Genomic DNA, 17,198 nt, shown 5'->3' on the forward strand with positions numbered 1-17,198 from the left:
GGAGCCGTGCCCCTCTCCGATCTCGCAACCGGAAGGAACACCCAGCATGACCCCCCGCACCCGCCCGCAGACCCACATATGCCCGAACTGCAACGGCTTCGCCTCCGCTGTCATCACCTTCGGCGGACGCGACCGGCACGGCCACCTGCGGACCATCACCGCCAGCTGCCCGGCCTGCCACGGCACCGGCACCACCCGCCGTACGCCCGTCCGGAAGGGCGCCCGTGCCTGACACCCTTCTCGACCCGACCACCCTCGGCGACCTGCTGAGGGTGGCTTCCGCCTCCGACTTCGACCGCTGGCAGGACCAGATCCGCCGCACCGGCGGCTGCGCCGACCCGATCCACCTCACCGGCTGGACCCTCGCCAAGGACAAGACCACCGGCGAGACCCTGCACCACTACACGACCGAGAACGAGCCCGGCGGGCGCCTCCGCCTCGCATGCGGAAACCGCCGCGCCTCCCGCTGCCCCTCCTGCGCCTGGACGTACGCCGGAGACACCTACCACCTGATCCGCGCGGGCCTGGCCGGAGACGACCGCCGCGCCATCCCCGCCACGGTCCGCGATCACCCCCGCGTCTTCGCGACCCTCACCGCCCCGTCCTTCGGCCCGGTCCACAACCGCCCCGACCGAGGCACCTGCCGCTGCGGCACCCGCCACCCCTCCGACGACCGGACGCTCGGCACAGCACTCGATCCAGAGACGTACGACTACGCCGCCGCCGTCCTCTTCAACAACCACGCAGGCGACCTCTGGCAGCGCTTCACCACTCGCCTACGCCGCGAGATCGCCGCCCGCGCCGGACTCACCCGCCGAGAACTCGCCGAGCACGTCCGCCTCTCGTACGGCAAGGTCGCCGAGTTCCAGAAGCGCGGTGCCCTGCACTTCCACGCCGTGATCCGCCTCGATGGTCCGGAGGGTCCCGACACCCCGCCCCCGTCCTGGGCAACGGTCGACCTGCTCGCCGATGCGATCCACGCCGCCGCCGCGCACTCGTACACCTCGGTCTCCGTGCCCGCTGCCGAGGACCAGCCCGCCCGCACCTTCCGGTGGGGCACACAGCTCGACGTCCGCCCCGTCAAGGCCTTCGGTGACGGCTCCGACATCACCGAACAGGCCGTGGCCTCGTACGTCGCCAAGTACGCCACCAAGGCCGCTGAGAACACGGGAACCCTCGACCGCCGCATCGGCGAACTCTCCGAACTCGACCGCCACCAGGTCCCCGACCACACCCGTCGCCTTATCGAAGCGTGCAAGCTGCTCGACCCCCTGTACCCGGGCCGACGGCTCTGGGCCTGGGCTCACATGCTCGGCTTCCGCGGCCACTTCTCCTCGAAGTCCCGCCGGTACTCGACCACCCTCGGGGAACTCCGCCAGGCCCGTGCCGACTTCCGCGCCGCGCAAGAACGCGATGCTCTCGGCCTGGAGGACCGCGAGCCGGACACCGTCCTCGTCCTCACGGAATGGCAGTACGCCGGACACGGCCACACCCCCGGCGAATCCGCCCTCGCCGCCACCATCGCCCGCGACCTCCAGCACAACCGCGAAACCGCCCGTGAAGCCCTACGCGACCAACTGGCCATGGAAGGAGTGGCCGCATGACGACCACCGTGATCGAGCGGAAGTGGCACACCACTGCCGAGGTCGCCGACATGCTCGGCTTCGGCTTGTCCAAGACCAAGATGCTGGTGCTCACCGGGGAGATCCGCTCCGTGAAGGTCGGCCGCAACCGGCGCATCCTCCCGGCCTGGGTGGACGAGTACGTCCAGCGGGTCACCGCCGACGCCGAAAGGTGGGCGGCATGAGCGGCAAGCGTGGCAACGGGGAAGGCTCCATCTACCCGTACAAGAACGGGTACGCGGCCTACGTCTGGGTGACCAAGCCGGACGGCAAGCGGGCTCGCAAGTACGCGTACGGCAAGACCCGCGAAGAGGTCCACGAGAAGTGGCTCGCGCTGCATGCGGAGGCGAAGAAGGGCCCGGTCGCCACTCGTCACCGGACGCTCTCCGCCTTCCTCGCGTACTGGCTCGACTCGATCGTGAAGCCCAATCTCGCCCCCTTGTCGTACGTCTCGTACGAGGGGTACGTGCGCCTCTACATCGCCCCGCACCTGGGTGCGAAGCGGCTGGACAAGCTGACCGTGCGGGACGTGCGTGAGTGGCTGACCAAGCTGGCGACCGTCTGTCAGTGCTGCGCGCAGGGGAAGGACGCCAAGCGGGAAGCTCCCCGCCGGAAGTGCTGCGCGGTCGGTGACTGCTGCGAGTCGTACCCGTCCCGGCGAGTGATCCAGGGTTCCCGCGACGCTCTGCGGGCTGCGCTCACCCATGCGGTCACAGAAGAGGAGATCAGCAAGAACGTGGCGTCGTTCGTGAAGGTGCCCAAGCCTCGTCGTCGCCGGATCAAGCCGTGGTCCGTTGCTGAGGCGGGCCGGTTCCTTGCCGATGCCGCCGCTCGGGACGATCGCCTCTTCGCGGCCTGGGTCCTCGTGCTGTGTCTCGGGCTCCGCCGCGGGGAAGTGCTCGGCCTGACGTGGAAGTCCGTCGACTTCGAGAGGGGGGAGCTGTACGTCGATCACCAGATTCAGCGTGCGGGGCGGCGGATCCTGCACCGTGAGACCAAGACCGAGGATTCCGACGACTTCCTGCCTCTGCCGGCACTCTGTCTCAAGGCGCTGCAGATGCGTCGCGCTCAGCAGACCGGTGACCGGAAAGCCGCCGGGGAGGTCTGGCAGGACAGTCACGGGCTGATCTTCACCACGAAGTACGGAACCCCGATCGAGCCGGGCAACATGACCCGCATGTTCGCGCTGCGCGCTCGCCGTGCCGGGCTCCGGGTGATCCCGCTGCGGAACACCCGGCACACGTGCAGCTCGCTCCTGGTGGCGCTGAAGGTGCACCCGAAGGTGGCACAGCGCATCCTCCGGCACTCACAGATCGCCATGACGATGGAGGTCTACGCCGAAGCGAGCGAAGAGCAGGTGCGTGCCGCGATCGGCCAGCTGTCCGACGCCATGGGCGGTACCGGTTGACGCGGTTGCTGTACTTCGCTGCTGTACGCCCCTGAAACGCCAAAGGCCCCGGATCTCTCCGGGGCCTTTGACCTGTGTGCACTCGGCAGGATTCGAACCTGCAACCTTCTGATCCGTAGTCAGATGCTCTATCCGTTAAGCTACGAGTGCTTGTGTGTTCTGTTGTGTTCGCTCTTCCTTCCGGGCTTTTCTTCCCGGTCGGCGTTGCGGGAACAACATTACATGACTGGCGGCGTGAGGCGAAATCCGTTTGTCGGACCTGACCTGACCTGCGAAAACGACCCCGAAGCGGCCCTCGGCGAGGCCCACGGGGCGCCCCGGAACGATCAAGGAACGACCGAAGCCCCGGTCAGTGATGACCGGGGCTTTCGGGATCTTCGGCGGAGGCGGAGGGATTTGAACCCTCGATGGGATTTAAGTCCCAAACCGCATTAGCAGTGTGTTGCCTGTCGTATGACGGTGACGCGCCGCGACTTCCCAAGACGCTTTCCCGCAGGCCGCACCAGGAGTGCCGTCGGACGCCGTTGACCCCCGTCGGAACGCGTACGCGCCTCTTGGTGCCATCGCCGTGCCATCGGAGTCAGCTCCCGCCGACGCCCTTCGGCCGGCCACCCTTCCGCGCCCGGCGCTCCGCCAACTCCTGCTCGGCCTTGGCCAGGTCGGCTCGATCCTGCTCGTCACCGTGCTCGCGGACGCGGGCTCGCATGTGGTCGAGCAGGTCGTTCGTGCGGTCCGTGTCGAGCCTCTCGCAGATCCGTCCGTACGCGTCCCAGAGCGGCCCCGGTACCCGGATGGGGCGGGTCCTGGTGTGCCGGGGGGGTGGGCTTTCCTGCTCGCCGCTCACGCTGCTCCCTCTCTGTAGATGCAGGGAATCTTCGCATGAGCCTTGTGTATCTACAAGGTTTCCGGATACTATGTAGTTGCAAGGTTAGCCACTCCGGAAACGGAGCGGCCCTCGGTCGGTGTTCGAGCACCGACTGAGGGCCTACGGAATCCACCTGACTCAACCAGGAGAACCGCGTGATGAAGTTTGCCACCCGCCGCGAGCACCGCGCCAACCGCCGTGCCCTCCGCGCCACCCTCCGCCGCCGTACGGCCGGAACCCGCGCCATCCGCCGCGCCGTCCGCGCCGTCGCTACCGGCTCCCCTCAGCCCGTCCGTACCCGCCTCGTCGCGGCCGGCCTGGACGACGCCACCGCGAAGCGCTTCGCCGGAGCGTTCTCCCGCGGCCTCGTCGCCGACGACACCCGCGAGACGGTCATCAAGCTCAAGGGCCGGGTCCGCAAGACCGTCGCCGTGAAGCTCTACGCCGCGACCACGTTCGCCGCCCGCCTCGCCGCGTACCGGCCGAAGGACAAGACCGCCGCTGCCCAGTTCGCGGCCCTGGCTGCCTAGTCCGCCACCCGCCCGCGCCTGCCCGGCCCGCGTTCTGAAGGACGCGAATTCTACCGCCGGGTAACGGAGTTGGGCCGGACGTCCCCCGAACGGATGGGGGGCGCCTGGCCCACCCGCGGCGGGCCGACTACGAGGAGAAGAGCGACGTGAACGCCACACCCGAGGGGACAGAGACCATGAACAACACCACAGCCATCGCCGCCGCCACCGCCCAGCTCGTCGCCGACCAGGCCATCGAGACCCCGCTGCCCCGCGACATGGCCGGCTCGCCCGGAGAGCCGCGGACCCGCGCCGACGAGCCCGTCGAAGACGGAGCCCGCGGGCACGCCGACGTGGACGTCAAGGACGTCACCGTCTCCATCGGGGGCGCCGAACTCACCGGCGAGCTGGTCATCTGGTGGCCCGTCTCCCGCGTCGACCACCACATCGAGGCCGCGTACGACCCCGCCGTGATCAGCCTCGCGCACGCCCAGAGCAGGCTCCGTACCGACCTCGCCGGGCGCGGCCTGAACGTCGAAGAGTTCATTGACGAGGACGCCAAGCCGGCCGTCTCCCCTGAGGTCGCCCGCGCCCTCGTCCAGATGGACGCCCAAGAGCAGACCGTCCGGGAGGCCGGCCTCTGGGACGCCAACTACGAGCGGGTGAACAACGCCCTGCGCGAGATGTTCATCGAGACGAACAGCGTCGGCCCCGTCCTCGAAGTCATCTTCCAGGGCGAGGTCGACCGCCTGGCCGCGAAGCACGGCCTGCGTCTGGCGAGGGCGAACGAGAGCGCTGACAAGGATCTGGACGGGAAGCTCCTCGTCTGGCGGGAGTACGGGCTCGTGCTCCTGCCGCACGGCATGACCGCGAGGGACGCACTGGACCAGCTCCGTGCCGCCCTCGCCGAGGCCCGCGCCCCGCGGCTCACCCCCGCGCAGTCCAGCCTCGTCCTCGACGAGGACTTCGGCGGCCTGCGCTCCGCCGCACCCATCGAATCCACGATGCGCGACATCGACGACCAGCGCACCCCCGCCGAGAACGCGAAGACCCCGTTCCTCGCCGCGGAGATCGTTCAGCTCGACTGGGACCGCCTCTCCCCGGTCAACATCAACGGGCGCTGGCAGTCGCGCTCGGTCGACGGGCAGTTCACCAAGGTGTGGGTCCACTACGGCACCAACACCGCCGATGTGAGCCGTGAGAAGGCCCGCGACATCGCCCGGGAGATGCGGGAGTTCGCGGACCGGCTGGACGCGTTGGTCGACCGCGCGGATGAGATCGGCTCCAGCGACTTCACCGACGAGGCCCGCGCCAACAAGGCGTAGCGCACACCCAAGACGGCCCCGAGGCCGGCGACCCTACCGCCGGCCCGGGGCCTTGATCAGCATCCTTCTGAGACAAGGAGTACTGACCCGTGCAGAACGTACCCGAGCAGGCCGCGCCTACCCGCCGCCTGGTCGCCGCGGGCGTCATCCGCCGGAGCGCGGACCGCACCCTCACCGTGCGCGTCACCGAGGCTGGCGTCACCGGCACCATCCGTAAGGGGGTCCGCCGGTGACCGAGACCTGCCCCGTACCCGCCGCCGCGGCCCACGTGCCGAGCGACCTCGCCGTCGCGATCCGCGTCGCGCAGAAGATGCTCGCCACGTACGGCGTCGTCGACAGCGGCGACATCTTCGCCTACGCCCAGGCCCACGGCGGACTCGTCGAGGCCCTGCGCATCGTGCTCCGCGCCGTCGGCTCCGAGCCGTGCCAGCCCGTGGCTCCTCTTCCCGAGAAGACCAACCAGGACGAGGCCGTCCGCCGCTCGGTCGACGCGCAGTTCCCCGTCGTCGCCGCGTTCCTCGCCGACGAGCGAGGTGGCCAGTGAGCACCGAGCCCCGCACGATCACGCTGGCCACTCGCGACCACGGCGACGTCACCCTCGACGAACCCGCCTGGTGCATCGGCCACCCTGACCACCGGCCCGACGACTACCGCGCCGACATCCTCCACCAGGGCCCCGGCGTCACCCTCACCTTCCGCGGCCACCACATCGCCGATGCCAGCCTCGTGCAGTCCCCGTTCACGGAGATCGACGTCCCGGATCTGTCCAGCCTTACGCCCGGCGTGTCCGTGTCTCTGATCGGCAGGACCCTCGACCCGGCCGGCCTCTACTCCCTCGCGGCCTCGCTCGATGGCTACGCCGACCGGTTGCGCGACATGGCCGACCAGCTGTCCGTGCTCCTCGGGGGTGCGGAGTGAAGCGCGGTCCCGTCCGTCGGCCAACCGAGCACGCGGCCCTCGCGTCCGTGTGCCGGTCCACCCGGCGTCTCCCGTCTGTTCCCGCCCTGATGGCTGCGCTGCTCGACGCGAACGCGCGCCGTGACCGTGAAGGCGTCCAGCTGGCCGCGCACCGTGTGGTGCGCGTCGCCGCCCCGGAGGTGGGCGAGTCGTGACAACTGACAGCACCCGTACGTGGATCCGCCGCACGTCGACCGCGGCCGGCCTCGCCTACACCGCCATCGCCGAATACGAGTTGGCCCGCCGACTGGGAGCGCAGCAGCCGATCGCCGTGATGCTGCCGCTCTCCCTGGACTGCTACGTGATCGCCGCCCTGAAGTGGTTCCGGGCGTTCGACGTCGCCCTCTCGCTCATCCTGATGTGCGCCGCGCAGGTCGCCGCTCACGCCCTCGACGCGGGCGTGGTGAAGGTGAGCCTCGAACTCGTCACGGTCGTCTCGATCCTCGTACCGGTCGCGCTGTGGAGGACACACGCGCTCGCCCGCGACGAGCACGAGGTGCCCATCGAGCCGGTTGTCGAGTACGCGGCGGCCGTCGAGCGGGTGCCCGTACCCGAGGCGTACCCGGAGCTCGCCGAGGCTGTACCTGCCGTGCCCGCGGCCGTGCCTCCGGGCGTCCGGCTGCTGCCCATCGTGGCGCGCCCCGGGCCGGTCGACGAGGAGCCCGTACCCGCCGCTCAGGTACCCGTACCCGAGCCCGTACCTGAGGAGCAGGTACACCCCGATCCGCACCCCCTCCACGATCTGTTCGTCGGGCGCGGCAAGGAGCCGGAGGAGCCGGAGGACGACCCGGTGTACCCGGACCCGCTCATCCCCCAGGTACAGGCCGACTTCGGCAACGAGGTACCCGGGGTACGTCGGTTGAAGGAGACGTACTCGATCGGCCAGGGCCGCGCCCAGCGCATCCGTGACGAGCTGATGGGGGTGCGCACATGAGGTGGATCCTCCTCGGCGCCCTGCTCGGGCTGCTGCTCCTCTGGCCCTCGCTCCTCACGGTCCTCGCCGCCGCGGTCGCATGGGTCATCTCGAAGCCCGTCATCGTCGCGTTCGCCCTCGGCCTCGCAGCCCGCCCCCACCTGCCCCGCATGCGGAGGTGGGCCCGATGAGCGACGCCCTCGACAAGGCCGAGGCCGCGGTCAGAGAGGCCTCGACGGACACGGCCGCGGTGCAGCTGGCGTTCGCCGCGATGGAGCTGGCCAAGCTGGCTCAGCAGCAGACGGCCGGCCCCGCTCCGTGCCAGCACGACCACGGCCGCCGACCCGGGCGCAGCGCCGGTGAGTGGATCGGCATCTCCTGCGCCATCTGCATCGGTGGCGTCGGGATCGCTTTCGCGTCCATCGCGATCGCCATCGGCGGCATCTCCGTGGCGATCCTCGCGCTGGTCCTGCGCTCGATGTGGCGGGACGTCCAGAAGCGGCGCTGACCCGGCCCTTCCGTCCTCCGTCAACCACGGTCGTCACGGCCGCGGTTGCGGGGGTGCGGTGGGGCCGGACAGCCCGGCCCACGACCAGGGAGCCCTCATGGCCGCGACCAATCGAGACCCGCACAACGCCCGCGAGTTGGCGGCCGTCGTCCTCCTCGGCGCCCGCATCACCCGGCGCGAGCGCCTCGGCAAGCCGACCAAGCGCCTGGAGAACCGCGTCGACCGCATCCGCGAGGAGGCGCAGAAGCGCGAGGACGCCCGGCGCCAGAAGAAGTAGGTACCCCACGGGGCGGCCGTACCCGGCACAGGTACACCGGCCGCCCCGTGTCCCGAACGTCCCTGAGAACGACCGGAGAGACCAGCATGACGGACACCGTCCTCGCCCCCGACCAGACCACGGCAGGTACACCCGTACCCGATGTACCCGAGCAGGCGAGTACACCAGGTACCCCCGTACCCGTCGACAACCCGAAGCTCCCCGATCCCGGCGTCACCACGGAGAAGCGGCGCCCGATCATCGCCCCGTGGATGCGCTCGACGAACGACTTCCTCGCCACCGTGAAGCGCGCGGCCGGGCATGCCGGGTACGCCTCCACGTACCACGGGGTGCGCCTCCCCTGGTACGGCACGCAGTTGACGATGATGGCCCCGCGCGGCACCGCCCGCCTCGTCGCCTCCACCGGCCGCTGGGTGTGGGACCGCGAGGCCGCACCCCTCCGCGACTGGGCCGTCCGCACCGAAGACGTCGACGAGTACATGCGCCTCGCCCGCCTCCGCGCCGGACGAGTCCGCCTGCGCGGCTTCGTCACCGTCGTCGCCGCGGTGTTCGGCCTCGGCTTCGCCCTCTGGCTGTACGTCATGGCCCCGGAGTTCCTCTACCTGTTCGCGGTCGGCGGGGTGCTGACCCTCGGCTACTTCGGCCAGCAGCCCGACGCCCCCGTCATCGGCCCCGCGGTCGTGCGCACCGAGCTGCAGAAGCTCACCGGCTCGATCGTGCTGCGCGCCCTCGACTCGATCGGCAACGCCAAGATCTCCGCCGCGGTGAAGAAGGGCGGCGACATGAACGGCATGCGCTTCACCAGCGAGATCACCCGCGACGGCCCCGGCTACCGGGCCGACCTCGACCTCCCGTACGGCGTCGTCCCCGAGGACGTGATGGAGGAGCGCCAGGCGCTCGCCTCCGGCCTGCGCCGAAAGCTCGGCTGCGTGTGGCCCTCCGGCGACCCGACCGAGCATGAGGGCCGGCTGATCCTGTGGGTGGGCGACAAGCCCATGAACGAGACGACGAAGCCCCCGTGGCCGCTGCTGAAGGATGGGCAGGTCGACCTCTTCAAGCCGGTCGTGTTCGGCAACGACCAGCGTATGAGGGACATCGTGGTCACCCTGATGTTCGCCTCGATCATGATCGGCTCCATCCCCAGGATGGGGAAGACGTTCCTGCTCAGGCTGCTGCTCCTCATCGCCGCGCTCGACCCGCGCGCGGAGCTGTACGGCTTCGACTTCAAGGGCACCGGCGACCTCGGCCCGCTGGAGCCGGTCATGCACCGCTACCGGTCCGGCGAGGACGACGACGACCTGCTGTACGTCCTGCACGCCATGCGGGAGCTGAAAGAGGAGCTGCGCCGACGCGCGAAGGTGATCCGCCACCTGCCTAAGTCCCGCTGCCCCGAGTCGAAGGTCACCCCTGCCCTGGCCAGTGACAAGAGCCTCGGCCTGCACCCCATCGTCGTCGGCTTCGACGAGTGCCAAGTCCCCTTCGAGCACGAGAAGTACGGCGCCGAGCTGGAGTCCATCTGTACGGACGTCGCCAAGCGCGGCCCGGCCCTCGGCATCGTCGGCATGTTCGCGACGCAGCGCCCCGACGCCAAGAGCCTGCCGCCCGGCATCTCCGCGAACGCCGTGCTGCGGTTCTGCCTGAAGGTGATGGGCCACACCGCGAACGACATGGTCCTCGGGACCGGCGCGTACAAGGCCGGCATCCGCGCGACCATGTTCAGCCGCTCGGACCGTGGCATCTGCTGGATGTCCGGCGAGGGCGACGACCCGCAGATCGTGGCCTCCGCATTCGTCGACGGGCCCGCGGCCGAGCTGGTCGTCACCCGCGCCCGCCAGCTGCGCGAGGACTACGGCAACATCACCGGTCACGCCCTCGGCCAGGGGCCCGCCGAGCAGCGCGGGATGGACGTCCTCGGCGACGTGCTGAAGGCGTTCGGCCCGGACGACGAGCAGCTGTGGTGCGAGCGGATCGCGGCCCGCCTCTCCGGCTCCCTGCCGGACGTCTACGGCGAGTGGACCACCGCGTCCGTCGCCCCGGCGCTGAAGCCCTGGGGTGTCGCCACGGCGGACGTGTGGGCCACCGGGGAGGACGGCAAGGGCACCACGAAGCGCGGCATCAAGCGGGCCGACATCGCCGCCGCCATCACCCGCCGCAACGCGGACCGGGCCGCGGCGTAGGCCCGGACGGGGGTGCTTGGCCTAGCACCGGCAAGTGCTTGGCCTAGCACCCCCGCTAGTACCAGAACCGAGCCCTGACCAGGCACCTAGCGCCTAGCAGGGCCGCCCCTGGAAACGGGAAACACCCACGGATACGGGAGTCGAGATGCTGATCCTTGCTGCTTGCGGACTGGTCGTCGGAGGGCTCGGCTACTACCTCGTGCTCTGCGCGGTGCGGCCGTTCGGCGCGTGCCGGAAGTGCGACGGATCCGGGGAGACGGAGCGGTGGCGGAAGACTCGGACGTGCCCGCGCTGCCGCGGGAAGAAGCTCCGGCTCCGCCTTGGCCGACGAGCGCACAACGCGTGGCGCCGTACGTACGACGCCGGCACCGACTGAGCCCCGTGGCCGGAGCCCGCCGCGCCCCTGCCCCTTCTCGGCCGTCAGGCGTAGCGTTTCGGGATGAGCAATACGACGCCGGGTAACCGGCTCTACGGCATGATGCAGGCGCTGATGGCCGCCTTCGCGCACGACGAAGATCCTCCCTCCGCTGAAGATCGCGGTGTTGTCAGTGAGCAGGACGCCCTCGACGCTGTCCTCCACCTCGCGGGATTCCTGGACGCCCATGTCGAGGCTGGCCGGATAGCCGCAGAGGACGCCGAGCACATGGCCTCCATGTTGATGGTGATTCGCGAGCGCATCCGCCCTCTTCCGGTCGGTCTGATGGAACGACGGGGCAGCGAGACGGACGGGGTCACCCTCGATCTGCAAGAGATGGTCGAGGGTCTCCGCACGGCTCGGGAAGAGTCCGGGAGGCAAGGCTGATCGCTTTGACGGGGGCTTTCGTCCGCCCGCCCTCGATGCCTCGCGTGCGTCACGGGGGTCCCGGCGGAGACGGCAACTCCTCCAGCTTGCCGTGTTCGTCGAGTCGCCACTTCGCCCCGTCGTCATCAGTGAAGTGAAGCGACGGGCGGTTGTTGTCGACCGATTCCTCGGTCCACGAAGGCGACTCGAAGACCATTGATCGTGAAGCTCCGATCAGATGAACCGGAACGCCCCGCCGTCCTCTGTCTGGGTGCCTGACAGCGTCTGGATCCCATGCCGCTACCGCCAGGTACGGCGCGCCGAAGCGGACCATGACGTCGTGTACTGGTGCATCACTCCCGTTGACGACGTTGACGTGCCATCGGTCGTAGCCCGTCGAGTTGTTGTAGACACCGGTGCCACTGGACCCCGCCGTAGCGAATGTCATGGTGACCCTCCTGGCCTGCGACACCCGCCGTTCCTCGGCATTGGCCCGCAGCTCGGCCCGCTCCAACGTCATCGTGTCGCTCTGCTCGGCGATGAGCCGCCTCTGTTCGCCGATGAAATCGCGCTGTTCGCCAATCTGGTCCCGCTGGCTCTTCAGCGTCCACACCGCTGCACCGGCTGCGGCTGCAGCGAATACGACACCCAGCCACGTGGGGGCGTCACCCCAGTTGATCGCGCTCATGGACGCAGCGTAGACGGGCTCTCCGACAGTCCCCTCGTGTGCCTTTCGAGTGCCATCACGCCACGTATCCGCAGGTCATGGCCAACGCACCGCACCCTCTATGCGGTTAGAGGGCGATACTGGATAGAGATGCTTGGGGAGAACGTGGAGGAGGTGCGCCATGTCGAAGGAATCCAGGCAGGCGAAGAAGGAGCAGCGCCAGCAGCTCAAGAAGCTTCCGCTCCGGGAACGGATGGCGGCAGCCCACAGGCTGGCCGAAGGACTAGATGCGGAACTGCCTGACGAGCCGGTCACCCGCGAACGTTTTCGGGTAGACATCGAGGAGAACATCGACCTCGCAGGATTCGGCACCACCGGATTGGCTAAGTACCGGTACACGATCACGGACACGGCTACCAACCGGATCCAGAAGACCGAGTACCAGTTCTCCAAGAGCCTCGCTCAGTCAGTGGCCAACACCTACGTCACCAAGATCCTCAGCGGAAAGCACGCGATCAAATAGGGGAGGTAGCTCCCCGCGGCTCAGGCACACGGTTGCGCGCAATCGAATCGCGTCGAGGAGCAGCCGCAATCTGCCGCAATCCCCGGGCGTGCACGCTCAACCCTGCGCATGCTGGACGTCCAACCAGCGCAGATGGAGGGCGACATGACACTCAGGTTCCTCGGCACGACCAGCGACGGCGGCGACTGCCCCACCCTGTACGAAGTCGTCGAGACCGGAGACATCGTCGTCCAGGGCGACAAGCTCACCGACCCCGAGCACCTCGACCAACTGCGGGACGTGAAGGACTCGGAGACGTTCGTCGTCATCCCGCGCGACCTGCTCACCCGCTTCGCCCCCAAGGAGTGACCGTGCCCGAGGTGATCCCCTTCAAGGAGATCAGCCACGTCTTTCAGGACTTCGAGCACACCGCCTGGAGACTGGAGACCCGCCGCGGCTACGCCACCGACCGCAACGGCCCGAACTGGCCCCGCTGGAAGGCCGGCGAGGACTTCACCCACGATCCGCCGGACGCCTGGCGAACCAACGTCGAGACGCAGACGGCCGCCGGGAAGAGGTTCGAGCGGGTACGCCTCGTCGATGACCCGCTCACGGAAGGGCAGCGGTTCCTCCTCGCCCGAGCCCCGAGCAACGTCGCCGCCGGTGACGAGGTCCGCTACCTCCTCCGTACGGACGCCGTACGGCTCGGCCTGCCGGACTTCGACTTCTGGCTGATCGACTCCCGCACGCTGCTCCGGTTCGTCTTCGACGAGGACGACACCACCCTCGGCGTGACCGTCACCCAGGAGCCGGCCGAAGTCCTCGCCGCGTGCCAGGCCCGAGACGCTGCCTGGCATTACGCGATCCGTACCGCAGAGTTCGCAGCGCGGGTACGTTCCACCGTGTGAGCACCGATTTCCAGTCCGCCCGAATCGCCCTCGGTGCCCGGCTCCGCGAGCTGCGCACCGAGGCCGGACTCGACGGCAAGGGCCTGGCCGAACGCCTCGGCTGGCAGCGCTCCAAGGTCTCGCGCCTGGAGAACGGCAAGCAGACCCCGAGCGGCGACGACCTCAGGCTGTGGGCCGAGGCGGTCGAGCGCCCCGACGTCGCGACTGAACTGTCCGGGCGTCTCACCGGTCTGGAGACGCAGTACCGGTCGATGCGCCGGCAGTTGGCCAACGGGCACCGGGCCCGGCAGGAACAGGCGGTCGCCGAGACCGAGCACACGCAGATGATCCGGGGCCTGGAAGTCGTACGGATCCCCGGCCTCTTCCAGACCGCGGAGTACGCGCGGCACGTGTTCGCGGCCAACGCGGCGTTCCGTCAGATCCCGGACATGGACGTTGAGGACGCGGTGCGTGCCCGGATCCGTAGGCAATCGGCCTTGTACGAGCCGGGCCGCTCGTTCCGCATGCTGATCTGGGAGGGTGCCCTGTACGCCCTCACGAGCCCGCGCGAGGTCATGGCGGCCCAACTGGACCGGCTCGTCTCCCTGATCGGCCTGGACACCGTTGAGCTCGGCGTCGTGCCGTTCTCGGCGCAGCTGCGCCGCAGCCCCTCGCACGGGTTCTGGATCTATGACCGGCGGCTCGTCATCGTGGAGACGCTGAGCACGGAGATGTGGCTGGAGGACGAGGAGAGCCTGGCCCTGTACGAGCGGGCCTGGGAGTGGCTCGATGAGTCGGCCGTCCAAGGGGCGCACGCACACCGTCTGATCGGCCGTGCCCGGGCCGCTCTCAACCTCTCGTAAGCAACCGGCTGCAACACCCTGCTCGGCCTTCGCAATCACGCGCAATCGGCGCGCACCCGCGCAATCGGACTCCCTACGGTCCTGGCCATGGCCACACAGCCCGCCCTATCGCTCCGGCAGGCAGGACAGGAATGGCTCCTCTCCTGCGCCGAACACCCCGCTCTCACACAGAAAGCGTGGGACGCGGACGACCTCGCGCCGATCCCGACCGGCACCCACTGGCGGGTCGCCGAGGCGCCGCTCGCCGGATCGATGGATGCAGTGAAGCGCATCGGCCACCACCGCGTCGGACCGGTCCTCGCGGACGTCACCCAGTCCACGGCCTGGTGGCTCCTGCCACCCGACCTCGACGACGAGCTCGACGACGTCCGCCAGTTGACCGTGTACCCGGTCGGCTGGGTGCTGAGGTGCCCGCCTGCCCTGTTCCCGGTACGAGGCCGCGTGTGGATGGAGCGCCCCGACGGGTCTGGCCGACTGACCGATCCCACCCTGCTCGGCGCGGCGTTCGGCCCGGGCGGGCCCCAACTCCCCGCGGAGGCATTCGGATGACGACGACCCAAGACACCGACGTTCACACCATCGACGAGGAGGACGCGCCATCGCTCGGGGCACTGCTGCTGGCATCGGCAGCCAACCCGCGTCACAAGGCGGCCGTGCGCGCGCTCGTCGACGAGGAATTCCTCCTTTCGCTGGAACGCGTCCGTACGGCGCTGGTCGTGAAGACCCCTGAGGGTCGGATGGGCTGCGACTGGGAGCGGTTCGGGAAGCGCCTGTACACCCTGGGTCTCAACGAGAGCGACCGCGCGTTCCTCGACCTCGTCCTGTCGCTCGCGGGCCCGCACCAGACGAGCCTCGCCCGCGTGCTGGAGATCGACGACCGGCGCCTTGCGATCGTCCTGCGCGCAACGGTCCAGCTGTCCGGCTGCGACACCCTCGCGATCGGCACGCGGACTTGAGACTCCCGCCCGTCCCCGCACCCCAGGCTCAAGGGGGCGGGCGGGACCATCCCTGACGCCGCGGCGTACGCGTCTCCGCCGACCCGTCAGAGGGTGCCCGGCCTCGGCCCGGGCACGGCCGCCCTGCCCCTCCCCGGTACGAACACGGGGCGGGGCGGCCCACGGTCGGGAGGCCACGGTCGAGCCTTCACGCGGTCTCACCCGTCCAGATGACGGAGCCGTGGCCTCCCTTCCCACTACGCCGGAAGGGAACCCCACCCGCACACATCACCCCTCAGGGTCACAACACGGCTATACCCGTCACACAACGGTGCCCGTCCCACGATGATGCGACTCCACCGCACACGTCCTGGGGGGACCATGCGCCACACCACTGCACTGCTCGCAGCCTGCCTGCTCGCCACGCTCACCGCTTGCGGAGGAAGCGACGACGACAAGCCCGCCGTGTCGAAAGCCACCGACACACCATCCGCCAGCACGAAGCCGACCCCGAGCCCATCGCCCACCAAGGAGACTCTCCGCCTCGGAGACACCGTCAACGTGAACTCGGGCGGCATCCAGTTCTCCGCCGCAGCGCTCGCCTACAAGGACAAGGGCATTACCAGCCCGCCGGGCATGCTGCAGGACGGGCAGAAGCTGGCCCTCGTCGAGGTCAAGGTGTGCAACCGGGACGATGAGGCGATGACGGTGAGCCCGTTCGTGTGGTCCCTGGCCTACGAGGACGGGGCGCGTGCGGAGCCCTTCCACATGAGCGGGGCCGGGTTGCCGCAGCCGGTGTACCCGATGGACGCGAAGGTTCGTGGCGGGGATTGCGTACGCGGCAACGTCTTCTTCGAGGTGTCGGAAGGGTCAGGCAGTGCGGAGCGGGTGTTGTACTCGCCGCAGGATCTGGACGAGCCGGTGGAGTGGCCGGTCAGTAAGTAGCCGCGCGTATGCAGAGGCCCCGCCGTTGGGCGGGGCCTTCGTCATGCGGTGAGGTACTCGCTGCGCGCCTTGCGGCGACTCACGCCTGCCTCCCGGACCGGGCCGACCAACCGAGCTCCTGCCCACCGGCGCGGGCCTCCGAGACCGGCGACAGATCCACACCCGCCAGCGCGGCGGTGAGCGCCTCCACCATCGGGCTCACACTGTCGACACCGACCGGCGCCCCGGACTCAACGAACTCCTCGCGGGCACCGTCGATCTGCCACGCCATCCGCCAGGCCTGCGCAGCCACCCCGTCATCCGACGGGCCGCCGTACCCGCCGATGTCGTCCCGGCTCACCGCGCGACCGCCTTCAACAGCGCCTCGGCACCAGCCTGCTGCGCCAGACCACCCGAATGCCGCCACCGCTTCGCCAACGGATGCCGCTGATCATGCGCAGCAACCGCCGCAGACACCAACGCCCCGAGCATGTCCGGACCCGAAGCCGGCCGCCACACCTCAGTGACACCCCCGTCGGTGAGGTAGACCGAACCGTCCGTGGCGCCACCCTCGACACCACCGTCGTCATGCCGCAGACCCGCCGCCCGCAACTCCCCGGCCGTCGACTGCACCAGCGTCGTGTACGCGGCGACCGCTGCCAGCGCCTCGGCCGCAGCCCGGTCCAGGACGGCGACCGCCTCAGCGGCCCTGTCACGGCCCTCCGTCAGCCGGGCCACCGTCTTGCCGCGCTTCTTCGCGAGCGCCGCCTCAGCCGCCTCCCGGCGCGCCTGCCCAGCCTGCTCACGCGCCCACACGGACCGCAGCCGACGCAGATAGTCGCGGGCGGCATGCGCATCGACATGCGCAGCCCGGAACTCATTCACGGCCTGCTTGCTGCCCGAGGTGTCCTGGTACTGCTCGGCCCGGTCGAGCTTCGCCTCCGCCTCCTCGGCAGCAGCCTCAGCCTCCGCGATTTCCTGTTCAGTCACCACAATGCGTCTCCCTCGCTCGATGGCCGCTATTCACATCACGGCAGACCGAATAGCTCAACTCATTCTAGCCGTTTCACCTGCGTAA

27 protein-coding genes and 1 tRNA gene are annotated in these 17,198 nt (G+C 69.5%); 23 read left to right on the forward strand and 5 right to left on the reverse strand.

Annotation, left to right across the window (positions count from 1 at the left end):
* The first annotated feature begins 46 nt into the window (after positions 1-46).
* Genes JEQ17_RS22620 through JEQ17_RS22635 form a run of 4 tightly spaced genes read left to right on the forward strand, consistent with a single transcriptional unit; the run spans position 47 to position 3,030 of the window.
* Positions 47-232, forward strand: a complete 186-nt coding sequence (locus tag JEQ17_RS22620; RefSeq protein WP_200396916.1) for a hypothetical protein — start codon at positions 47-49, stop codon at positions 230-232.
* The gene (repSA, locus tag JEQ17_RS22625; protein WP_200396917.1) at positions 225-1,604 is read left to right on the forward strand and encodes a replication initiator protein RepSA; all 1,380 of its coding nucleotides are present in this window, start codon (positions 225-227) and stop codon (positions 1,602-1,604) included. Before JEQ17_RS22620 ends, repSA begins: the two co-directional genes overlap by 8 nt.
* Positions 1,601-1,807, forward strand: coding sequence for an excisionase family DNA-binding protein (locus tag JEQ17_RS22630; RefSeq protein WP_200396918.1), 207 nt, complete (start codon positions 1,601-1,603; stop codon positions 1,805-1,807). The genes repSA and JEQ17_RS22630 overlap by 4 nt, the downstream gene beginning before the upstream one ends.
* A complete protein-coding gene (locus JEQ17_RS22635) occupies positions 1,804-3,030 on the forward strand; it encodes a site-specific integrase (RefSeq protein WP_456115132.1) in 1,227 nt (408 codons plus the stop codon). Before JEQ17_RS22630 ends, JEQ17_RS22635 begins: the two co-directional genes overlap by 4 nt.
* Positions 3,031-3,107: 77 nt before the next feature.
* Here JEQ17_RS22635 and JEQ17_RS22640 read toward each other — a convergent pair.
* Positions 3,108-3,180: transfer RNA gene (locus JEQ17_RS22640), tRNA-Arg, on the reverse strand.
* A 430-nt stretch (positions 3,181-3,610) separates the two neighbouring features.
* Entirely contained in the window at positions 3,611-3,874 is a 264-nt protein-coding gene (locus JEQ17_RS22645; RefSeq protein WP_200396920.1) for a hypothetical protein, read from the reverse strand.
* A 179-nt stretch (positions 3,875-4,053) separates the two neighbouring features.
* Between JEQ17_RS22645 and JEQ17_RS22650 the strand changes: the two genes are divergently transcribed.
* The 12 genes from JEQ17_RS22650 (at position 4,054) to JEQ17_RS22710 (ending at position 11,363) form a co-directional block, all read left to right on the forward strand.
* On the forward strand, positions 4,054-4,425 hold the full coding sequence (locus JEQ17_RS22650) for a hypothetical protein (protein WP_200396921.1): 372 nt from the start codon (positions 4,054-4,056) through the stop codon (positions 4,423-4,425).
* A gap of 146 nt (positions 4,426-4,571) precedes the next feature.
* Entirely contained in the window at positions 4,572-5,729 is a 1,158-nt protein-coding gene (locus JEQ17_RS22655; protein ID WP_200396922.1) for a hypothetical protein, read from the forward strand.
* Between the two features lie 89 nt (positions 5,730-5,818).
* Positions 5,819-5,962, forward strand: a complete 144-nt coding sequence (locus JEQ17_RS22660) for a hypothetical protein (protein WP_200396923.1) — start codon at positions 5,819-5,821, stop codon at positions 5,960-5,962.
* Positions 5,959-6,273 (forward strand): hypothetical protein, encoded by a 315-nt coding sequence (locus tag JEQ17_RS22665; RefSeq protein WP_200396924.1) that lies wholly within the window; start codon positions 5,959-5,961, stop codon positions 6,271-6,273. Before JEQ17_RS22660 ends, JEQ17_RS22665 begins: the two co-directional genes overlap by 4 nt.
* Positions 6,270-6,647 carry a DUF6907 domain-containing protein gene (locus JEQ17_RS22670; RefSeq protein ID WP_200396925.1) on the forward strand — a complete coding sequence of 126 codons (378 nt, stop codon included), beginning with the start codon at positions 6,270-6,272 and terminating at the stop codon, positions 6,645-6,647. Before JEQ17_RS22665 ends, JEQ17_RS22670 begins: the two co-directional genes overlap by 4 nt.
* A gap of 190 nt (positions 6,648-6,837) precedes the next feature.
* A complete protein-coding gene (locus JEQ17_RS22680; protein ID WP_200396928.1) occupies positions 6,838-7,620 on the forward strand; it encodes a hypothetical protein in 783 nt (260 codons plus the stop codon).
* The gene (locus tag JEQ17_RS22685) at positions 7,617-7,790 is read left to right on the forward strand and encodes a hypothetical protein (protein WP_200396929.1); all 174 of its coding nucleotides are present in this window, start codon (positions 7,617-7,619) and stop codon (positions 7,788-7,790) included. The genes JEQ17_RS22680 and JEQ17_RS22685 overlap by 4 nt, the downstream gene beginning before the upstream one ends.
* Positions 7,787-8,107 carry a hypothetical protein gene (locus JEQ17_RS22690; protein ID WP_200396930.1) on the forward strand — a complete coding sequence of 107 codons (321 nt, stop codon included), beginning with the start codon at positions 7,787-7,789 and terminating at the stop codon, positions 8,105-8,107. The genes JEQ17_RS22685 and JEQ17_RS22690 overlap by 4 nt, the downstream gene beginning before the upstream one ends.
* Before the next feature lie 97 nt (positions 8,108-8,204).
* Positions 8,205-8,384 (forward strand): hypothetical protein, encoded by a 180-nt coding sequence (locus JEQ17_RS22695; RefSeq protein ID WP_200396932.1) that lies wholly within the window; start codon positions 8,205-8,207, stop codon positions 8,382-8,384.
* Between the two features lie 86 nt (positions 8,385-8,470).
* On the forward strand, positions 8,471-10,561 hold the full coding sequence (locus tag JEQ17_RS22700) for a cell division protein FtsK (protein ID WP_200396933.1): 2,091 nt from the start codon (positions 8,471-8,473) through the stop codon (positions 10,559-10,561).
* 145 nt (positions 10,562-10,706) lie between these two features.
* Positions 10,707-10,937 (forward strand): hypothetical protein, encoded by a 231-nt coding sequence (locus JEQ17_RS22705; protein WP_200396934.1) that lies wholly within the window; start codon positions 10,707-10,709, stop codon positions 10,935-10,937.
* A gap of 63 nt (positions 10,938-11,000) precedes the next feature.
* Positions 11,001-11,363, forward strand: coding sequence for a hypothetical protein (locus JEQ17_RS22710; RefSeq protein ID WP_200396935.1), 363 nt, complete (start codon positions 11,001-11,003; stop codon positions 11,361-11,363).
* A gap of 49 nt (positions 11,364-11,412) precedes the next feature.
* Here JEQ17_RS22710 and JEQ17_RS22715 read toward each other — a convergent pair whose 3' ends face one another.
* Positions 11,413-12,030 carry a hypothetical protein gene (locus tag JEQ17_RS22715; RefSeq protein ID WP_200396937.1) on the reverse strand — a complete coding sequence of 206 codons (618 nt, stop codon included), beginning with the start codon at positions 12,028-12,030 and terminating at the stop codon, positions 11,413-11,415.
* Between the two features lie 160 nt (positions 12,031-12,190).
* Here JEQ17_RS22715 and JEQ17_RS22720 point away from each other — a divergent pair, with 160 nt between their 5' ends.
* From JEQ17_RS22720 to JEQ17_RS22750, 7 genes are all read left to right on the forward strand, one after another.
* Positions 12,191-12,532 (forward strand): hypothetical protein, encoded by a 342-nt coding sequence (locus tag JEQ17_RS22720; RefSeq protein ID WP_200396939.1) that lies wholly within the window; start codon positions 12,191-12,193, stop codon positions 12,530-12,532.
* A gap of 144 nt (positions 12,533-12,676) precedes the next feature.
* Positions 12,677-12,880: a hypothetical protein gene (locus JEQ17_RS22725; RefSeq protein ID WP_200396941.1), complete on the forward strand. Its 204-nt coding sequence runs from the start codon at positions 12,677-12,679 to the stop codon at positions 12,878-12,880.
* A 2-nt stretch (positions 12,881-12,882) separates the two neighbouring features.
* The gene (locus tag JEQ17_RS22730; RefSeq protein WP_234048321.1) at positions 12,883-13,419 is read left to right on the forward strand and encodes a DUF6879 family protein; all 537 of its coding nucleotides are present in this window, start codon (positions 12,883-12,885) and stop codon (positions 13,417-13,419) included.
* Complete coding sequence (locus tag JEQ17_RS22735) at positions 13,416-14,261, forward strand: helix-turn-helix domain-containing protein (RefSeq protein ID WP_200396942.1); 846 nt, start codon at positions 13,416-13,418, stop codon at positions 14,259-14,261. Before JEQ17_RS22730 ends, JEQ17_RS22735 begins: the two co-directional genes overlap by 4 nt.
* Positions 14,262-14,348: 87 nt before the next feature.
* Entirely contained in the window at positions 14,349-14,810 is a 462-nt protein-coding gene (locus tag JEQ17_RS22740) for a hypothetical protein (RefSeq protein ID WP_200396943.1), read from the forward strand.
* On the forward strand, positions 14,807-15,217 hold the full coding sequence (locus JEQ17_RS22745) for a hypothetical protein (RefSeq protein ID WP_200396944.1): 411 nt from the start codon (positions 14,807-14,809) through the stop codon (positions 15,215-15,217). Before JEQ17_RS22740 ends, JEQ17_RS22745 begins: the two co-directional genes overlap by 4 nt.
* A gap of 360 nt (positions 15,218-15,577) precedes the next feature.
* Positions 15,578-16,141, forward strand: coding sequence for a DUF4352 domain-containing protein (locus JEQ17_RS22750; RefSeq protein WP_200396945.1), 564 nt, complete (start codon positions 15,578-15,580; stop codon positions 16,139-16,141).
* 79 nt (positions 16,142-16,220) lie between these two features.
* On the opposite strand, the gene JEQ17_RS22755 is transcribed toward JEQ17_RS22750, so the two are convergent.
* A complete protein-coding gene (locus JEQ17_RS22755; protein WP_200396946.1) occupies positions 16,221-16,481 on the reverse strand; it encodes a hypothetical protein in 261 nt (86 codons plus the stop codon).
* Entirely contained in the window at positions 16,478-17,110 is a 633-nt protein-coding gene (locus tag JEQ17_RS22760; RefSeq protein WP_200396947.1) for a hypothetical protein, read from the reverse strand. Before JEQ17_RS22760 ends, JEQ17_RS22755 begins: the two co-directional genes overlap by 4 nt.
* Positions 17,111-17,198: the final 88 nt, after the last annotated feature.

It is taken from the genome of Streptomyces liliifuscus, assembly GCF_016598615.1.
Taxonomy (GTDB): domain Bacteria; phylum Actinomycetota; class Actinomycetes; order Streptomycetales; family Streptomycetaceae; genus Streptomyces; species Streptomyces liliifuscus.

What these genes read in the sequence shown, in the direction of transcription:
- JEQ17_RS22715 (WP_200396937.1), bottom strand. Translation starts at nt 12,030, where the DNA reads ATGAGCGCGATCAACTGGGGTGACGCCCCCACGTGGCTGGGTGTCGTA.
- JEQ17_RS22720 (WP_200396939.1), top strand. Translation starts at nt 12,191, where the DNA reads ATGTCGAAGGAATCCAGGCAGGCGAAGAAGGAGCAGCGCCAGCAGCTC.
- JEQ17_RS22750 (WP_200396945.1), top strand. Translation starts at nt 15,578, where the DNA reads ATGCGCCACACCACTGCACTGCTCGCAGCCTGCCTGCTCGCCACGCTC.
- JEQ17_RS22705 (WP_200396934.1), top strand. Translation starts at nt 10,707, where the DNA reads ATGCTGATCCTTGCTGCTTGCGGACTGGTCGTCGGAGGGCTCGGCTAC.
- JEQ17_RS22685 (WP_200396929.1), top strand. Translation starts at nt 7,617, where the DNA reads ATGAGGTGGATCCTCCTCGGCGCCCTGCTCGGGCTGCTGCTCCTCTGG.
- JEQ17_RS22630 (WP_200396918.1), top strand. Translation starts at nt 1,601, where the DNA reads ATGACGACCACCGTGATCGAGCGGAAGTGGCACACCACTGCCGAGGTC.
- JEQ17_RS22635 (WP_456115132.1), top strand. Translation starts at nt 1,804, where the DNA reads ATGAGCGGCAAGCGTGGCAACGGGGAAGGCTCCATCTACCCGTACAAG.
- JEQ17_RS22700 (WP_200396933.1), top strand. Translation starts at nt 8,471, where the DNA reads ATGACGGACACCGTCCTCGCCCCCGACCAGACCACGGCAGGTACACCC.
- JEQ17_RS22650 (WP_200396921.1), top strand. Translation starts at nt 4,054, where the DNA reads ATGAAGTTTGCCACCCGCCGCGAGCACCGCGCCAACCGCCGTGCCCTC.
- JEQ17_RS22695 (WP_200396932.1), top strand. Translation starts at nt 8,205, where the DNA reads ATGGCCGCGACCAATCGAGACCCGCACAACGCCCGCGAGTTGGCGGCC.
- JEQ17_RS22745 (WP_200396944.1), top strand. Translation starts at nt 14,807, where the DNA reads ATGACGACGACCCAAGACACCGACGTTCACACCATCGACGAGGAGGAC.
- JEQ17_RS22725 (WP_200396941.1), top strand. Translation starts at nt 12,677, where the DNA reads ATGACACTCAGGTTCCTCGGCACGACCAGCGACGGCGGCGACTGCCCC.
- JEQ17_RS22740 (WP_200396943.1), top strand. Translation starts at nt 14,349, where the DNA reads ATGGCCACACAGCCCGCCCTATCGCTCCGGCAGGCAGGACAGGAATGG.
- JEQ17_RS22710 (WP_200396935.1), top strand. Translation starts at nt 11,001, where the DNA reads ATGAGCAATACGACGCCGGGTAACCGGCTCTACGGCATGATGCAGGCG.
- JEQ17_RS22690 (WP_200396930.1), top strand. Translation starts at nt 7,787, where the DNA reads ATGAGCGACGCCCTCGACAAGGCCGAGGCCGCGGTCAGAGAGGCCTCG.
- JEQ17_RS22620 (WP_200396916.1), top strand. Translation starts at nt 47, where the DNA reads ATGACCCCCCGCACCCGCCCGCAGACCCACATATGCCCGAACTGCAAC.